13 protein-coding genes are annotated in these 16246 nt (G+C 69.4%); 6 read left to right on the top strand and 7 right to left on the bottom strand.

The window, feature by feature from the left end; translation table 11 throughout:
- From A5691_RS24625 to A5691_RS24600, 6 genes are all read left to right on the top strand, one after another.
- A partial coding sequence (locus tag A5691_RS24625) for an acyl-CoA dehydrogenase family protein (protein WP_068266828.1) occupies positions 1 to 1076 on the top strand: 1076 nt, incomplete at its 5' end.
- Between the two features lie 2 nt (positions 1077 to 1078).
- Entirely contained in the window at positions 1079 to 2668 is a 1590-nt protein-coding gene (locus tag A5691_RS24620) for an acyl-CoA carboxylase subunit beta (RefSeq protein WP_156675576.1), read from the top strand.
- Positions 2669 to 2673: 5 nt separating this feature from the next.
- The gene (locus A5691_RS24615) at positions 2674 to 4656 is read left to right on the top strand and encodes a biotin carboxylase N-terminal domain-containing protein (protein ID WP_068016105.1); all 1983 of its coding nucleotides are present in this window, start codon (positions 2674 to 2676) and stop codon (positions 4654 to 4656) included.
- A complete protein-coding gene (locus A5691_RS24610) occupies positions 4653 to 5819 on the top strand; it encodes an acyl-CoA dehydrogenase family protein (protein ID WP_067758127.1) in 1167 nt (388 codons plus the stop codon). The genes A5691_RS24615 and A5691_RS24610 overlap by 4 nt, the downstream gene beginning before the upstream one ends.
- Positions 5819 to 6601, top strand: a complete 783-nt coding sequence (locus A5691_RS24605; RefSeq protein WP_068016108.1) for an enoyl-CoA hydratase family protein — start codon at positions 5819 to 5821, stop codon at positions 6599 to 6601. Before A5691_RS24610 ends, A5691_RS24605 begins: the two co-directional genes overlap by 1 nt.
- A gap of 106 nt (positions 6602 to 6707) precedes the next feature.
- Positions 6708 to 7310 (top strand): DUF1707 domain-containing protein, encoded by a 603-nt coding sequence (locus A5691_RS24600; RefSeq protein ID WP_068016110.1) that lies wholly within the window; start codon positions 6708 to 6710, stop codon positions 7308 to 7310.
- Between the two features lie 2 nt (positions 7311 to 7312).
- Here A5691_RS24600 and A5691_RS24595 read toward each other — a convergent pair whose 3' ends face one another.
- From A5691_RS24595 to A5691_RS24565, 7 genes are read right to left on the bottom strand one after another with little or no spacing between them, the layout of a single operon-like run.
- Complete coding sequence (locus A5691_RS24595) at positions 7313 to 8161, bottom strand: aldo/keto reductase (protein WP_067758135.1); 849 nt, start codon at positions 8159 to 8161, stop codon at positions 7313 to 7315.
- Between the two features lie 60 nt (positions 8162 to 8221).
- Positions 8222 to 10198 carry a VWA domain-containing protein gene (locus A5691_RS24590; protein ID WP_068016113.1) on the bottom strand — a complete coding sequence of 659 codons (1977 nt, stop codon included), beginning with the start codon at positions 10196 to 10198 and terminating at the stop codon, positions 8222 to 8224.
- The gene (locus tag A5691_RS24585) at positions 10191 to 11573 is read right to left on the bottom strand and encodes an ATP-binding protein (protein ID WP_067758140.1); all 1383 of its coding nucleotides are present in this window, start codon (positions 11571 to 11573) and stop codon (positions 10191 to 10193) included. Before A5691_RS24585 ends, A5691_RS24590 begins: the two co-directional genes overlap by 8 nt.
- Before the next feature lie 44 nt (positions 11574 to 11617).
- On the bottom strand, positions 11618 to 13201 hold the full coding sequence (purH, locus tag A5691_RS24580) for a bifunctional phosphoribosylaminoimidazolecarboxamide formyltransferase/IMP cyclohydrolase (RefSeq protein WP_068266826.1): 1584 nt from the start codon (positions 13199 to 13201) through the stop codon (positions 11618 to 11620).
- Complete coding sequence (purN, locus tag A5691_RS24575) at positions 13198 to 13845, bottom strand: phosphoribosylglycinamide formyltransferase (protein WP_068016123.1); 648 nt, start codon at positions 13843 to 13845, stop codon at positions 13198 to 13200. The genes purH and purN overlap by 4 nt, the downstream gene beginning before the upstream one ends.
- A 21-nt stretch (positions 13846 to 13866) precedes the next feature.
- A complete protein-coding gene (locus tag A5691_RS24570) occupies positions 13867 to 15237 on the bottom strand; it encodes a DUF6350 family protein (RefSeq protein ID WP_068016117.1) in 1371 nt (456 codons plus the stop codon).
- A 47-nt stretch (positions 15238 to 15284) separates the two neighbouring features.
- Positions 15285 to 16172, bottom strand: coding sequence for a DUF5336 domain-containing protein (locus A5691_RS24565; protein WP_067758149.1), 888 nt, complete (start codon positions 16170 to 16172; stop codon positions 15285 to 15287).
- Positions 16173 to 16246: the final 74 nt, after the last annotated feature.

Below are 16246 nucleotides of genomic sequence, written 5' to 3'. Positions count from 1 at the left end.
TGCCCCACGCAGACGAGTGGGAGCGCGTCGGGGAGCTGCCGCGTGAGCTGCACCGTCGCGCCGGGGCGGCCGGCCTGCTGGGGGCGAACTTTCCCGAGGCGGTCGGCGGGGGTGGCGGCGACGGCGCCGACGCGGTGATCATCTGTGAGGAGGTGCATCAGGCCGGCGCCCCGGGAGGCGTGTTCGCGTCGCTGTTCACCTGCGGCATCGCGGTGCCACACATGATCGCCTCCGGCGATGCGCGGCTGATCGAGGAGTTCGTCCGGCCAACGCTGGCCGGCGACAAGATCGGCGCGCTGGCGATCACCGAGCCCGGCGGCGGTTCGGACGTCGGGCACCTGCGAACGTCGGCGGTGCGCGACGGTGATCACTACGTGGTCAACGGCGCCAAGACCTACATCACCTCCGGGGTGCGCGCCGACTACGTCGTCACCGCGGTGCGCACGGGCGGTCCGGGCGCCGCGGGCGTTTCGCTGCTGGTGGTCGAAAAGGGAACGCCGGGCTTCGAGGTGAGCCGCAAGCTGGCCAAGATGGGGTGGCGGTCCTCCGATACCGCCGAACTGTCCTTCGTCGACGCCCGGGTTCCGGCGGCCAACCTCGTCGGCGCCGAGAACAGTGGATTCCTGCAGATCGCGCAGGCCTTCGTCGCGGAACGGATCGGCCTTGCCGCGCAGGCGTATTCGAGCGCCCAACGGTGCCTGGACCTGACGGTGCAGTGGTGCCGCGACCGCGAAACCTTCGGTCGGCCGCTGATCTCCCGGCAGTCGGTGCAGAACACGCTGGCCGAGATGGCCCGGCGCATCGGCGTCGCGCGGGTCTACTCCCGCCACGTGGTCGAGCGACAGCTGGCCGGCGAGACGAATCTGATCGCCGAGGTGTGTTTCGCCAAGAACACCGCCGTCGAGGCGGGCGAATGGGTGGCCAACCAGGCCGTCCAGCTGTTCGGCGGGATGGGCTACATGGCCGAATCCGAAGTCGAACGCCAATACCGCGACATGCGGATCCTCGGCATCGGTGGCGGCACGACCGAAATCCTGACCGCACTGGCCGCGAAAACGCTTGGATACCAATCATGACCGTGCTGCAGTCCACGCTGGACCCGCAATCCGCCGCCTACACCGACGCGGCGTCGACGGCGACTTCCCGGCTCGAGGAGATCGACGCCGAGCTCGCCAAAGCGCTTGCGGGTGGCGGGCCCAAGTACGTCGAGCGCCACCACGGCCGAGGCAAGCTGACCGCCCGGGAACGCATCGAGCTGCTCGTCGACCCCGATTCCCCCTTCCTCGAGCTCAGCCCGCTGGCGGCCTACGGCAGCGCGTTCACCGTCGGCGCCAGCACCGTCACCGGCATCGGAGTGGTGTCCGGCGTGGAATGCCTGATCGTCGCCAACGACCCGACCGTCAAGGGCGGCACCAGCAACCCGTGGACGCTGAAGAAGATCTTGCGGGCCAACCAGATCGCGTTCGAAAACCGGCTGCCGGTCATCTCGCTGGTGGAATCGGGCGGGGCGGACCTGCCCACCCAGAAGGAGATCTTCATCCCCGGCGGGCGGATGTTCCGCGACCTCACCCGCCTGTCGGCGGCCGGCATCCCCACCATCGCCCTGGTCTTCGGCAACTCGACCGCCGGCGGCGCCTACATTCCCGGCATGTCCGACCACGTGGTGATGATCAAGGAGCGGTCGAAGGTGTTCCTGGCCGGTCCCCCACTGGTCAAGATGGCCACCGGCGAGGAGTCCGACGACGAGTCGTTGGGCGGCGCCGAAATGCATTCCCGCGTCTCCGGTTTGGGGGATTACTTCGCCGTCGACGAGCTCGACGCCATCCGCATCGGGCGCCGCATCGTCGCCCGGCTGAACTGGCGCAAAGAGGGCCCCGCGCCCGGGCCGGTCGCGGATCCGTTGTTCGACGCCGAGGAGCTGATCGGCATCGTGCCCGCGGACCTGCGTATCCCGTTCGACCCCCGCGAGGTGATCGCCCGCATCGTCGACGGCTCCGAATTCGACGAATTCAAGGCCATGTACGGGTCGTCGCTGGTGACCGGGTGGGCCCGGCTGCACGGCTATCCGCTGGGCATCCTGGCCAACGCGCGCGGCGTGCTCTTCAGCGAGGAGTCGCAGAAGGCTACCCAATTCATCCAGCTGGCCAATCGCTCCAACACCCCGCTGTTGTTCCTGCACAACACCACCGGCTACATGGTGGGCAAAGACTACGAGGAGGGCGGGATGATCAAGCACGGCTCGATGATGATCAACGCCGTCTCCAACTCGACCGTCCCGCACATCTCGCTGTTGATCGGCGCCTCCTACGGCGCGGGCCACTACGGCATGTGCGGCCGCGCCTACGACCCCAGGTTCCTGTTCGCCTGGCCCAGCGCGAAATCCGCGGTGATGGGCGGCGCTCAGCTTGCCGGCGTCTTGTCGATCGTGGCGCGGGCCGCCGCCGAAGCGCGGGGCCAGCAGGTCGACGAGGAGGCGGACGCCGCGATGCGGGCCGCCGTCGAGGGGCAGATCGAGGCCGAGTCGCTGCCGTTGGTCCTGTCCGGGATGCTCTACGACGACGGGGTGATCGACCCGCGCGACACCCGCACAGTCTTGGGAATGTGTCTGTCCGCCATTGCCAATGGCCCGATCAAGGGGACGTCGAACTTCGGCGTCTTCCGGATGTGAGCCCCATGGTTACTCGAGTGCTGGTCGCCAACCGCGGCGAGATCGCCCGGCGGGTCTTCGCCACCTGCCGGCGGCTGGGCCTGGGCACCGTCGCCGTCTACACGGACCCCGACGCCGACGCGCCCCACGTCGCCGAGGCCGACGCCCGGGTGCGGCTGGCCAAGACCAACGACTACCTCAACGCCGAAGCAATCATCGCGGCCGCCCGCGCCGCGGGCGCCGACGCCGTGCATCCGGGGTACGGGTTCCTCTCGGAGAACGCCGATTTCGCGGCGACCGTGCGGGGCGCGGGCCTGATGTGGATCGGACCGCCGGTCGATGCGGTGCGGGCCATGGGTTCCAAGATCGAGTCCAAGAAGCTGATGGCCGCCGCCGGCGTTCCGGTGCTCGACGAGCTCGACCCCGAGACGGTGACCCAGGCGCAGCTTCCGGTGCTGGTCAAGGCCTCCGCCGGCGGTGGCGGCCGCGGGATGCGGGTGGTGCGCGAATTGTCCGCTCTCGCAGGCGAAGTGGAAGCGGCCCGCCGTGAGGCGCAGTCCGCGTTCGGCGACCCGACCGTGTTCTGCGAGCGCTACCTGCCCACTGGGCACCACATCGAGGTTCAGGTCATGGCTGACACGCATGGCACGGTCTGGGCCGTCGGAGAACGGGAATGCTCGATTCAGCGCCGGCACCAGAAGATCATCGAGGAGGCCCCCTCTCCCCTGGTCGAGCGCACCCCTGCCATGCGGGCCAAGCTCTTCGACGCGGCCCGGCTCGCAGCCGGGGCGATCGGATACACGGGCGCCGGAACCGTCGAATTCCTCGCCGACGATGACGGCGAGTTCTACTTCCTGGAGATGAACACCCGGCTGCAGGTCGAGCATCCGGTGACCGAGGAGACCACCGGGCTCGACCTCGTCGAACTGCAGATCGCCGTCGCCAACGGCGATCGCCTCGACGCCGAACCACCCGCCGCGCAAGGGCATTCGATCGAGGCCCGCCTCTACGCCGAGGATCCCGCCCAGGGCTGGCAGCCGCAGGCGGGCCGTGTGCACCGCATCGACGTGCCGGCGGTCCAGTCGCAATTCCGCAAGCTTGGGCACCGAACGGGCATCCGCCTCGATTCGGGCGTCGTCGCCGGATCCACGGTGTCCATTCACTACGACCCGATGCTGGCCAAGGTCATCTCGTACGCGCCGACGCGCCGGCAAGCGGCGCTGGTGCTCGCCGATGCGCTCGCCCGCACCCGGTTGCACGGCCTGCGCACCAACCGCGAGCTGCTGGTCAACGTGCTGCGCCACCCCGCATTTCTCGACGGCGCCACCGACACCGCGTTTTTCGACACGCACGGACTGCAGGAACTCTCGGCGCCGCTCGCCGGTGGCGACACCGTCCGGTTGTCGGCGATCGCCGCCGCGCTCGCCGACGCCGCGCGCAACCGCGCGGGGGCCCCCGTCCTGGGATCGCTGCCCAGCGGCTGGCGCAACCTGGCCTCCGGCTACCAGGTGAAGAGTTACCGCGACGCCGACGGCGGCGAGCACCAGGTCGAATACCGTTTCGGCAGATCGGGATTGCTGTTGGCGCACGACGAGCAGGTGCGGCTGGTCTCGGCCACGCCGGGCGAGGTCGTGCTGGCCGACGGCTCCGGGGTGGCTTGCGGCTTTACGGTCGCTCGATACGGTGACGACGTCTACATCGACTCGGCGCGGGGGCCCGTCCGCCTGGTCGCGCTGTCGCGCTTCCCGGAGCCCGGCTCGGCCGTCGAACAGGGTTCGCTGGTCGCGCCCATGCCAGGGAACGTGATCCGGATCGGCGCCGCGGTCGGCGACGCCGTCAATGCCGGGCAGGCTTTGATCTGGCTCGAGGCCATGAAGATGGAACACACCATCACCGCGCCGACCGACGGCGTCCTCGTCGAACTCAACGTCCAGACCGGCCAGCAAGTCGAGGTGGGCACCGTCTTGGCGCGCGTCGAGGCGCCGCAAGCAGAAGGAGATCCAGCATGACCGACACCAGCTTCATTGAAAGCGAAGAGCGGCAGGCCCTGCGTAAGTCGGTGGCCGCCTGGGCCGCCAACTACGGCAGCGAGTACTACCTGAAAAAGGCCCGGGCGCACGAACACACCGACGAATTGTGGTCGGAGGCGGGCAAGCTCGGCTTCCTCGGGGTGAACCTGCCCGAAGAGTACGGCGGCGGCGGCGCCGGCATGTACGAGCTGTCCCTGGTGATGGAGGAGATGGCGGCGGCGGGCAGCGCGCTGCTCCTGATGGTCGTCTCGCCGGCCATCAACGGCACGATCATCAGCAAGTTCGGCACCGAGGAGCAGAAGAAACGCTGGATTCCCGGCATCGCCGACGGCACCCTGACGATGGCCTTCGCGATCACCGAGCCCGACGCGGGCTCCAACTCGCACAAGATCACCACCACCGCCCGGCGCGACGGCGGCGACTGGATCCTCAAGGGTCAGAAGGTCTACATCTCGGGCATCGACCAGGCGCAGGCCGTCCTGGTGGTGGGCCGCACCGAGGAGGCTAAGACCGGAAAGCTGCGGCCGGCCCTGTTCGTGGTGCCCACCGATGCCCCCGGATTCACCTATACGCCAATCGAAATGGAGCTGATCAGCCCCGAACGGCAGTTCCAGGTCTTCCTCGACGATGTCCGGCTGCCGGCGGACGCGCTGGTCGGTTCCGAGGACGCCGCGATCGCGCAGCTGTTCGCGGGCCTGAACCCCGAGCGGATCATGGGCGCCGCCAGCTCGGTCGGGATGGGACGGTTCGCTCTGGAGAAGGCCGCCGACTACGTCAAGACCCGGCAGGTGTGGGGCACGCCGATCGGCGCACACCAAGGACTGTCGCACCCGTTGGCGCAGTGCCACATCGAGGTGCAACTGGCCAAGCTGATGATGCAGAAGGCCGCCGCGCTGTACGACAGCGGCGACGACGCGGGTGCGGCGGAGGCGGCCAACATGGCCAAATACGCTGCCGCCGAGGCGGCTACGCGCTCGGTCGACCAGGCCGTGCAATCGATGGGCGGCAACGGGCTGACCAAGGAGTACGGCGTGGCCGCCATGCTCGCCTCGGCCAGGCTCGGGCGGATCGCCCCCGTCAGCCGCGAGATGGTGCTCAATTTCGTGGCGCAGACGTCGCTGGGCCTGCCCCGGTCGTACTGATGGAAACGCTGGTCGACTACGCCGGTCCGGCCGATACCGGCGGACCGTTCGCGCGGCTGACGCTGGACTCGCCCCACAACCGCAACGCGCTGTCGACCACGCTCGTCGAGCAGCTGCATCAGGGCTTGCGTGACGCCGCGACGGACCCCGCCGTGCGCGCGGTGGTGCTGGGGCATACCGGCAACACGTTCTGCGCGGGCGCGGACCTCAGTGCGGCCGGCTCGGGGGACGACCCCTTCGAGATGGCCGTCGCCCGGGCCCGCGAGATGACCGCGGTGATGCGGGCCATCGTCTCCTCGGCCCTGCCGGTGATCGCCGCGATCAACGGGCACGTCCGCGCGGGCGGGTTCGGACTCGTCGGCGCGTGCGATATCGCCGTCGCCGGACCGCGCAGCACCTTCGCCCTGACCGAGGCCCGGATCGGCGTCGCCCCCGCGGTCATCTCGCTCACGCTGCTGCCGAAGCTGGCGCCGCGCGCGGCGGCGCGCTACTACCTGACCGGCGAGACTTTCGGGGCCGACGAAGCGGCGGCGATCGGGCTGATCACGATGGCCGCCGACGACGTCGACGCGGCGGTGGCTGCGCTGCTCGCCGACGTGGGCCGCGGTTCGCCCCAGGGGCTGGCCGCCTCCAAGGCGTTGACCACGGCTGCGGTGCTGGAAGCGTTCGACCGCGACGCCGAGCGCCTCGCCGAAGAATCGGCCCGGCTCTTCGTGTCCGACGAAGCGCGCGAGGGCATGCTGGCGTTCCTGCAAAAACGCCCCCCGAGCTGGGCAAGTTAGCCAGGTGTCAAACAAAGGCGGCCGGGCAAGCCTGCCGGCGCGGCGCAAGGTTGCAGTTTGACCAATCGTCTTGCACCAAGACCCGGACGTCGTAGGCTCGTGGGTAATGAGCAACTCTGCGCAACGCGACGCGAAGGACACGCGCGACGAATCGTCGCGCGCGGCCGACACTGATCGCATCCAGCTCGCACAGTTGCTGGCGTATGCGGCCGAGCAGGGCCGGCTGCAGATGAAGGACTACGAAGACCGCCTGACCAGGGCGTACGCGGCGACCACGTACGAGGAGCTGGACCAGCTGCGGGCGGATCTGCCGGGCTCACAGATCAACCTGCGCCGCGGTGCCAAGCCGAACCCGGCGCCGTCCACGCTGCTGCTGGCCCTGTTGAGCGGCTTCGAACGGCGCGGCCGGTGGAACGTGCCCAAGAAGCTCACCACCTTCGCCTTCTGGGGCAACGGCGTGGTGGATCTGCGTTACGCCGACTTCACGTCGACAGAGGTCGACATCCACGCGATGTCGATCATGGGGGCGACGAAGATTTTGCTGCCGCCCGAAGTGAACGTCGAGATCCACGGCCGCGGCGTCATGGGCAACTTCGACCGCAGCGTCCTCGGCCAGGGCACCCCGGGCGCACCCAAGGTGAACATCCGCGGCTTCTCGCTGTGGGGCGCTGTCGGCATCATTCGCAAGGCCCGCCGGCCGCGCGAATAGCGTCAGCCGGGCACGTAGTCGAACTTGTCGGGGTTGGGCCCGTTCCTGCCGGCTTCACCCTTGTCCAGGGCCGAGATCGCGTCCATGTCGGAGTCGTCCAGCTCGAAGTCGAAAAGCTCGAAGTTCTCCTGGACCCGCTCCGGCGTCACCGACTTGGGGAACACGATGTCGCCGCGCTGAATGTGCCAGCGCAACACCACCTGCGCCGCTGATTTGCCGCGCGCCGCGGCGATGCGGTTGATCACCGCGTCGTCGAGCACCTTGCCCTGAGCGATCGGCGCCCACGCCTCGGTGGCGATGCCGTGCTCGCGCCCGTACGACCGAACCTCCGTGTTACCGAAGTACGGATGAAGCTCGATCTGGTTGACCGACGGGACGGTGTCGGTTTCTTCGGCGAGCCGCTGAAGGTGTGCGACTTGAAAATTCGACACGCCGATGCTGCGGGCGCGCCCGTCGCGGGCGAACTCTTCGAGGACCTTCCAGGTCGAGACGAAGTCACCGTCGTAAAGAGTGGGCAGCGGCCAGTGAATGAGAAACAGGTCGACGTAGTCGGAATCCAGAGCCTGCAGTGTCCGGTCGAAGGCGCGGCGCGCGTCGTCGGCTTTGTGAAAGCCGTTGTTGAGCTTGCTGGTGACGAACACGTCGGCGCGGTCGAGACCGGCGTCGCGGATGCCTTGCGCCACTTGCTTTTCGTTGCCGTACATCTCGGCGGTGTCGATGTGCCGGTAGCCGATCTCCAGCGCGGTCTTGACCGCCGCCGCCGTCTCGTCGGGCTTGATCTGAAAAACGCCGAAGCCGAGCTGCGGAATGCGCACACCGTCGTTCAGTTCGATCGTGGGAACCTTGCTCATGCATCTCCTCCTTCTCCGGTCCATGTACCCGGTCGGGCGCGCACATATCCCCGCGAGGGGCTAGCGGCGGCGAGACCGGAGGTAGTCGCCCACCACGGCCGCGCCCAGGCCGTCGAGATCGGGGACCACGACGCGTCCCTCGACGCGCCGGGCGACCTGGTCGATGAAGCGGGCCAGGCCGGGGTCGCTGCCCAACCGGAAGATGGTGATCTGCGCGCCGAGGCGGGCCATGTCGTCGAACCCGCGCACCGTGTGCGCGATGGTCCGCGGGTGCGGCGGGTAATCGAAGAACACGGTCGTGCCGTCGCCGTCGAAGTCCTCCAGGTGGGCGGTGGGCTCACCGTCGGTCACCACCAGCACGACGGGCTGCGCGTTGGGATGCCGCCGCAGGTGCCGACCGGCCAGCGCCAGAGCGTGATGCAGGTTGGTGCCCTGCTCGTAGACGCCCTCGAGGCCGGTGAGCTCGGCGGCCGTCACCGTCCGGGCGTATCGGCCGAATGCGATGATCTGTAAGGCGTCCGAGCGAAATCGGGTGCACACCAGGTGATTCAGCGCCAGCGCCGTCTGCTTCATCGGCAGCCAGCGATTCTCCATCACCATCGAGAACGAGGTGTCCACCAGCAGCGCCACCGCGGCCTGGGTGCGCGTCTCGGTCTCGGAGACCTCGACGTCGTCGACGGTGATGTTCAGCGACCCGGTGGTGTCCAGGCTGGCCGTTCCCGCCTGCCGCAGCACCGCGTTCGTAAGCGTGCGCGAGATGTTCCACGGCTCGGTGTCGCCGAACTGCCACGGCCGGGTGGCGCCGGTGAGCTCACCTGCCGCGCCCGCGCGCCGGTGGTCCCGCTCGCCGCGTCGCCCGGAAAGCTGTCGCGCCACATCGCGTAGCGCGGTCTCACCGAGCCTGCGCATGGCCTTCGGCGAGAGCCGCCACTGGCCGTCGGAACCCCGGTCCAGAAAGCCCTGATTGACAAGTGCGCGTTCCAATTCGGCCAGCGTGCGCGCGTCCACGGCGGCCTGGTCGCCGAGTTGGCGTGCCAGCGCATCGAGATCGACGTCGTCCATGGTGGCACCGGGATAACTCTGCGAGAGCTGCTCGGCCAGCTGCTCGAGCTCGGCGATGTCCGAAATCGCCTGGGTGCCTTCCCCCATCCCGAACGGGTTGTCGCCGGAGAACTGTTCGGATCCCGTCCAATCCTCCCCCGGCCGGGCAGCCTGCAGATGCGCGTCCAGCCGGTTCAGAGCCTGCATCAGCGACGGGGAGCCGAATGCCTGCTGCGCCAACGCATCCAGTTCGGCACGCTGGTCCGGGCTCAGGCTGTTGCGGAAGCGCTGCGCGGCCGCGGCGCGCTTGGCCAGCGAGTCCAGCAGCTCGTCGACATTGCGGGGGTTCTCCGGGAAGAACTCGCCGTGTTTGTCCATGAAGTCCTGGAAATCCTGCTGGGTGTCCTCGCCGCGGGCATGCTTGTCCAGCAGGTCGTTGAGATCGTTCAGCATGTCGTTGACCCGCTGACGGTCCTCGTCGGTGGCGCCCTCGAGCGCCTCCTTCATGCCTGCGAAACGCTGATCCAGCATTTCGCGGCCGAGCAAATCCTTGATCTGGTCGTACTTTTCGCGCGCCTCGTTGCTGCGCCAGTTGTAGTCGGAGAGCTCCTGAACGGCCTTGGCCGGCGACGACGGCAGGGCGTCGAGCTGCAGTTCACCGAACCGGGCGTCGTCGTCGAGCGCGCGCGCCAGCTCCTTGCGCTCTGCCAGCACCGCCTCATCGAGCAGCTTCTTGATCTCCTGCAGCGTGCCGTCCAAGTTGTTGCGGCGCAACAACTCCCGCCGGCGCCGGTTCGCCTCGGCGGCCAGCCGGTCGGCGCCGGGTGTGTTCTTGGTGCCGCGGCGCAGCAGCTCGGACAGCGCGCGGCGCGGCGACGTGCCCGCCATCACGTCCTGCCCGATCTGCTCGAGGGCCTCGCGCAGATCCACCGGCGGGGCCAGCGGGTCCGGCCCGCCGGTATACGCCGAATAGCGCGACGAATGCCCTCTAGCCATAGACGGTTTGGCCCTCCCCGGACACCTTGTCGATCCTCTTGGCCAAATACAACGCTTCCAGGGCGAGCTCCAGTGCCGCGGCGCGCTCACCCTCGGACTGGGCGTTGACCTTGGCGGCGATCTTGTCGACCACCGGCAACGTGGGAACCGCGGCCAGCACGTCCTTGGCCGACACTCGCTCGCCGGTCGTGACCGCCGAACCGCCCTCGACCGCGGAAACCAAGGACCCGACGTCGATGCCGCCGAGCACCCGCGACGCGGTGTCGGCCGTCGCCCGGCGCAGCAGGTGCTCGAGCACCGCCTGCTCGCGGCCCTCCTCACCGGACTCGAATTCCAGCTTGCCGCGCAGCACGTCGATCACCGTGCCGAGGTCGACCACGCGGGCCACCGGATCCGTCTCCCCCAGCACCGCGCCGCGGTGCCGGGCGGCGGCGGCCACGGTCTCGGCCGCGGCGATCGCGAACCGCGCCGACACCCCGGAGCGTTGGTCGACCGAGTTGGATTCCCGCAGATACCGGGCGAACCGGGCGATCACCTGCATCAGGTAGTCGGGGACCTGCGCGGACAGATGCGCCTCCTGGACGATGACGCCGACCTCGGCGTCGAGCTCCAGCGGGTAGTGCGTGCGGATCTCCGCGCCGAACCGGTCCTTGAGCGGGGTGATGATGCGGCCGCGGTTGGTGTAGTCCTCGGGGTTGGCGCTGGCGACCACCAACACGTCCAGCGGCAGGCGCAGGGTGTACCCGCGCACCTGAATGTCGCGCTCCTCCATGACGTTGAGCATCGACACCTGGATGCGCTCGGCGAGGTCGGGCAGCTCGTTGACCGCGACGATGCCGCGGTGTGCGCGCGGGATCAGGCCGTAGGCGATGGTCTCGGGGTCTCCCAGGCTGCGGCCCTCGGCGACCTTGATCGGGTCGATGTCACCGACCAGGTCGGCGACGCTGGTGTCGGGGGTGGCCAGCTTCTCGGTGTAACGCTCGCTGCGGTGCCGCCACTCGATCGGCAGGTCGTCGCCCAGGGTCGCGGCCTTGCGGATCGACTCCGGCGTGATCGGCGAATAGGGATGCTCGCCCAATTCGGCCCCGGCGATCACCGGCGTCCACTCGTCGAGCAGGCCGACCAGGGCGCGCAGGAGCCGCGTCTTGCCCTGACCGCGTTCGCCGAGCAGGACGAAGTCGTGCCCGGCGATGAGCGCCCGCTCCAGCTGCGGCAGGACGGTGTCGTCGAAACCCAGGATGCCCGGCCAGACCTCGTCACCCTCGGCCAACGCGGTCAGCAGGTTTTCCCGAATTTCCTGTTTGACTCCCCGTTCGCGATGGCCGGCGGCGCGCAGCTCACCGACGGTGCGGGGCAGATTGCTGGGTGATGGCACCTCTCCACGCTACGCGTTGCGTGAATGCCCCACGCGCCGAGCGTTCAGTGGGCGAAGTGGCGGGCGCCGGTGAGGTACAGCGTGACGCCGGCGTTGGCTGCCGCGGCGGTCACCTCGTCGTCGCGGACCGAGCCGCCGGGGTGCACGATCGCCCTGACCCCGGCGGCGGTCAGCGTCTCGAGTCCGTCGGGGAAGGGGAAGAACGCGTCCGACGCGGCCACCGCGCCGCGGACGCGGTCGCCGCCCCGCTCGACGGCGAGCCGGGCGGCGTCCACCCGGTTCACCTGTCCCATGCCGACACCGATGGTCGCGCCGCCGCCGGCGATCACGATGGCGTTGGACTTGACCGCGCGGCACGCCCGCCAGGCGAAGACCAGGTCGGTCAGCGTGGCCGGGTCGGCGGGCGATCCCGTCGCCAGCGTCCAGTTCGCGGGATTGTCGCCGTGCGCGTCGAGCTCGTCACGTTGCTGGACCAGCAGCCCACCGCTGATCGGCCGCAGCTCCGTGCCGCCGGTCAGCGGCTCGGAGGCCACGAGCACCCGGATGTTCTTCTTCCGCGTCAGGGCTTCGAGCGCCTCCGGCGCGTAGGCCGGGGCGACGATCACCTCGGTGAAGATGGTGCTCACGTACTCGGCCATCTCGAGGCTGACCTCGGTGTTGGCCGCGATGACCCCGCCGAAGGCGCTCAGCGGATCGCATTCGTGGGCCTTGCGATGCGCGTCGGCCACCGATTCCGCCGAGATCGCGATCCCACAGGGGTTGGCGTGCTTGATGATCGCGACACAGGTCTGTTCGTGGTCGAAGGCGGCCCGCCAGGCCGCGTCCGCGTCGGTGAAGTTGTTGTACGACATCTCTTTTCCGTGCAGCTGCTCGGCCTGCGCCAGCCCCGGCCAGGCGCCGGGGTCGGCGTAGAGCGCCGCCTGCTGATGCGGGTTCTCGCCGTAGCGCAGCATCGTCGATCGGGTCCAGCTGCGCCCCAACCACTTGGGGAACGCGGTCGGCGGGTGTTCGGGCGCCAGCGTCGACTCCATCCAGCCCGCGACGGCGATGTCATACTCCGCGGTGTGCTGAAAAGCGAGCGCCGCCAGCTTTTTCCGCTCCGCAAGGGTGAAGCCGCCGTGCCGCACCGCGGCGAGCACGCCGTCGTAACCGCGCGGGTCGACGACCACCGCCACGCTGGGATGGTTTTTCGCGGCCGCGCGGACCATCGACGGTCCGCCGATGTCGATCTGCTCGACGCACTCGTCGATGCTGGCGCCGGAATCAACCGTCTCGCTGAACGGATACAGGTTGACGACGACGAGTTCGAAGGCGGCGACACCGAGTTCCTCGAGCGCCGCGGCGTGCTCGGGTTTGCGGAGATCGGCGAGCAGGCCGGCGTGCACCCGGGGGTGCAGCGTCTTGACCCGGCCGTCGAGCACCTCGGGAAAGCCGGTCAGCTCCTCCACCCGGGTGACCGGAATGCCTTTGTCGGCAATGGTCTTCGCCGTCGATCCGGTCGAGACGATCTCGACGCCCGCGTCCGTCAGGCCCCGGGCGAGGTCGACCAGGCCGGTCTTGTCGTAGACGCTGATCAACGCGCGGCGGATCGGCCTTTTCGCCGTCTCCGGCCAGTCGTCGGTGCTCATCGTGTGGTCGCCTTTCGTCCGATCGTCGCTGTTCTTCCGACCAGGGTCAGGCCTCCGGTCGCGATCTCGGCCACCACGTCCACCAGGAGCTTCCGTTCGGTGACCTTGATGCGTTCATGCAGGGTCTCTTCGCTGTCGCCGTCGAGCACCGGCACGGATTGCTGGGCCAAGATCGGCCCGGTGTCCGTCCCGGCGTCCACCAGATGCACCGTACAACCCGTGACCTTGACGCCGTAGGCCAACGCGTCGGCCACTCCGTGCGCACCCGGGAACGCCGGCAACAACGCCGGATGGGTGTTGATGATCCGTCCATAGAAGCGCGAAAGGAACTGTGGCCCAAGTATTTTCATGAAGCCCGCCGACACGACCAAGTCGGGTGAGTGCGCGGCGGTGGCTTCGGTGATGGCCGCGTCCCAGGCGGCGCGGCCGGGATGGTCGCCGAGCCGGGCGGTGAAGGTCGGCAGCGCCGCCCGCGCGGCGATCTCGGTGGCCAGGCAGTCGCGATCGGCGCCGACGGCAACCACGCGGGCCGGGTACTCGCCGACGGCGGCATCGAGCAGCGAGCTCAGCAGTGATCCGGTGCCCGATGCCAGCACCACCACCCGTGCCGGCGCACTCGGGGGCACATGGAGCGGTTCGGCCACAAGCACAGAGCCTAGTGGCAGCTACTCGCCGGACTCGCGGTCGGTCGCGCTCGGCTCCGCGTCGTCGGGCGGCGGGGCGCCGACGTCGTCGCCCTGCGATGCGTCGTCGTCGCTGACCGGTGCGCCAGGCCCGTCGACGTCGTCGTGGTCGGGAGGTCCGACCGGCGGCTCGTCGTCGGCGTCGGCGTCCGGCTCTTCAAAGACCTCGGCAAAGTCCGCCGGTTCTTCCGCGGCGGCCGGCGCGGGCCTGGGCCGGCGGGGCCGGGCCCTGACGCCGCCGCTCATCACCAGCGTGATGCCGCCGACGACCGAGAACCAGAAGAACACCCCGATCAACAAGGCGCCCTGGTCGACGCCGACATCGCCGAAGTTGCCCAGCCGCCCGCTGCCGCCGTATGCGAGCAGGCACATCGCCAACGCGCCGACGGCCGACGCGACCAGGAGCTTGCCCATCGCCGGGATCAGCGGCAGCGCGCGACGGGCGCATTGCTGCCCGACCACCACCCCGGACGAGGCGCCGATGATGAGCAGGGCGACCCACACCGGCCCGAGCGGCGGCCTAGGGGCCGCGGCCAGGATCGGCAGCGCCGGGATGTCGCCCCCGAAGACGGTGAACGAACTGAACGTCGCGAAGCCGAGGTGAGCGCTGGACCCGACCGCCATCGCTGACGTGCCGACGATGACGTTCGGCGCGTACAACATCGACAGCACGGTGAGGCTGAACTGGCCGAATATCGATTCGGTGATCCCGTAGAGGTCCTGCATCGTCGCCCAATGCACCACCAGCGAGGCGGCGGTGACCAAGCCGGAGAGCCCGAATAACGCCAGCACGCCGGCGGACGCGGCGCGCAGGGCGTCGCCCAGCCACAGCGGCAGCGGCGACGCCGCCAAGGCCCGTCGTCCCACCCGCGACCACACGCCGAACGCGGCACCGATGGCGTGCACCACCAGAACGCTGGCGAACGCGCGCAGGGCGCTGGGCGTTTGCAGCTCGGTGATCACCGACGACGCGTCGTGGATGACCGCCAAGGCGATCGCGGCGATCAGCAGGGGACCCCCGAGGGCCGACGCGACGACCCAGCGGATCACCAGCCACGAGGAATACGGCGACGTGGCGCGGGCCGTGCTGCGCGCGGTGGCCCAGATCATCAACAGCACCGGCAGCAGCGGCATCACGCCCAGTTCGCGGCCGCCGATCGAAATCGGCACCTGGTGGACGCCGAGCCACATGCTCGCGATCGCGCCCAACGCGCCGGTCATGTCGCTGTTGGCGATCAACAACTGCAACAGCGTGACCGCGGCGATGACGACCAGGGCCACCACCGCAGGGCCGAATGCGACCCGGACAAGGTCACGAGCCTGGCGAGCGCCCGCCGGCCGGTTGTTTTCCACCCGTGTCACTCTCGGCGCACGTCCCGACTAGGCGCGGAACCGCACGGTTAGGACGGCGCTGGACCAGACGGCGACGAAGGCGGCTGCTGCTCCTGGCCGTAGGGCTGCTGGCCGGGCTGGCCGGAGTAATTGGGCGCCGAACCCTCGGAGCCCGCACCGGCCGCGGGCGGCGGGCTGAAGCTGGGGAACCCCGTCGGCGGCGTGGACGGTCCTTGCTGCGCGGCCTGCTGAGGGCCGGACTGCGGCGCGGGCTGGGCGCCGAAACCGCCCGTCTGGACGGCGGTTTGGGTCGGGGCCTGGCTGGGATAACCCCCGTACTGCGAGCCGTATCCCGGATGCTGCGGGGACTGCTGCTGGCCGGGCTGACCGTAATAGGGCTGCTGGCCGTATTGCCCGTACTGCCCGTACTGGCCGTACTGGGCGTAGGGGTCGTACTTGGGCCGCGGCGCAGGCGCCGTGATCACGCCCGCCTCCAACAACACGGCGACGACGGCGGCGATCGCCTGCAGCACGGCGCACGCCACCAGGGGCCACATCGCCCAGCCGATCGAGACGCCGGTGGGCAGGTTGATGGTCTCGGTGATGGCCAGCAACGCCCCGAGGACCGCGATGACCGCGACGATGCCGGCGTAGTTCTTGGCCTTGGGCACCAGGCTCAGGCCGGCCAGCAGTGCGGCCAGGACCGCCACGATGACCGCGGTGCCCGCGTCCCCGGCGCGTCCGCCGACGCCCGGGCCCAGGTCGGCGCCGATGGTGAACGTCGGCCCGAAGTTCAGCAGATACACCGCCAGGCCGAGCACGACCACCGCGATGTTCAGGTAGAGCGGGAGCTTGGTGGCGCCGTCGTCGTCCTTGGTGAACGACGGAGTGCCGCCTGCGTAGGAGCCGCCCTGCGGCGAGGGTTGGTATCCGGGGCTACCGGGCGAGTAGGTCATTGGCTCCTCCTGTTGCTTTGCCTGTGAAGTGCCTTGCCGGGCGCGACGGTCGGGTCGCGACGCTGTGCTTGCGG

It is taken from the genome of Mycobacterium sp. E183 (assembly GCF_001667735.1).
GTDB lineage: Bacteria > Actinomycetota > Actinomycetes > Mycobacteriales > Mycobacteriaceae > Mycobacterium.
The sequence above is the reverse complement of the archived record's forward strand: the minus strand, read 5'-3'. Positions and strand labels throughout refer to the sequence as shown.

Bases quoted from the DNA above. Each gene is read 5' to 3' on its own strand.
- A5691_RS24615 (WP_068016105.1), top strand. From the start codon at position 2,674: ATGGTTACTCGAGTGCTGGTCGCCAACCGCGGCGAGATCGCCCGGCGG.
- A5691_RS24610 (WP_067758127.1), top strand. From the start codon at position 4,653: ATGACCGACACCAGCTTCATTGAAAGCGAAGAGCGGCAGGCCCTGCGT.
- A5691_RS24605 (WP_068016108.1), top strand. From the start codon at position 5,819: ATGGAAACGCTGGTCGACTACGCCGGTCCGGCCGATACCGGCGGACCG.
- A5691_RS24600 (WP_068016110.1), top strand. From the start codon at position 6,708: ATGAGCAACTCTGCGCAACGCGACGCGAAGGACACGCGCGACGAATCG.
- A5691_RS24595 (WP_067758135.1), bottom strand. From the start codon at position 8,161: ATGAGCAAGGTTCCCACGATCGAACTGAACGACGGTGTGCGCATTCCG.
- A5691_RS24590 (WP_068016113.1), bottom strand. From the start codon at position 10,198: ATGGCTAGAGGGCATTCGTCGCGCTATTCGGCGTATACCGGCGGGCCG.
- purH (WP_068266826.1), bottom strand. From the start codon at position 13,201: ATGAGCACCGACGACTGGCCGGAGACGGCGAAAAGGCCGATCCGCCGC.
- A5691_RS24565 (WP_067758149.1), bottom strand. From the start codon at position 16,172: ATGACCTACTCGCCCGGTAGCCCCGGATACCAACCCTCGCCGCAGGGC.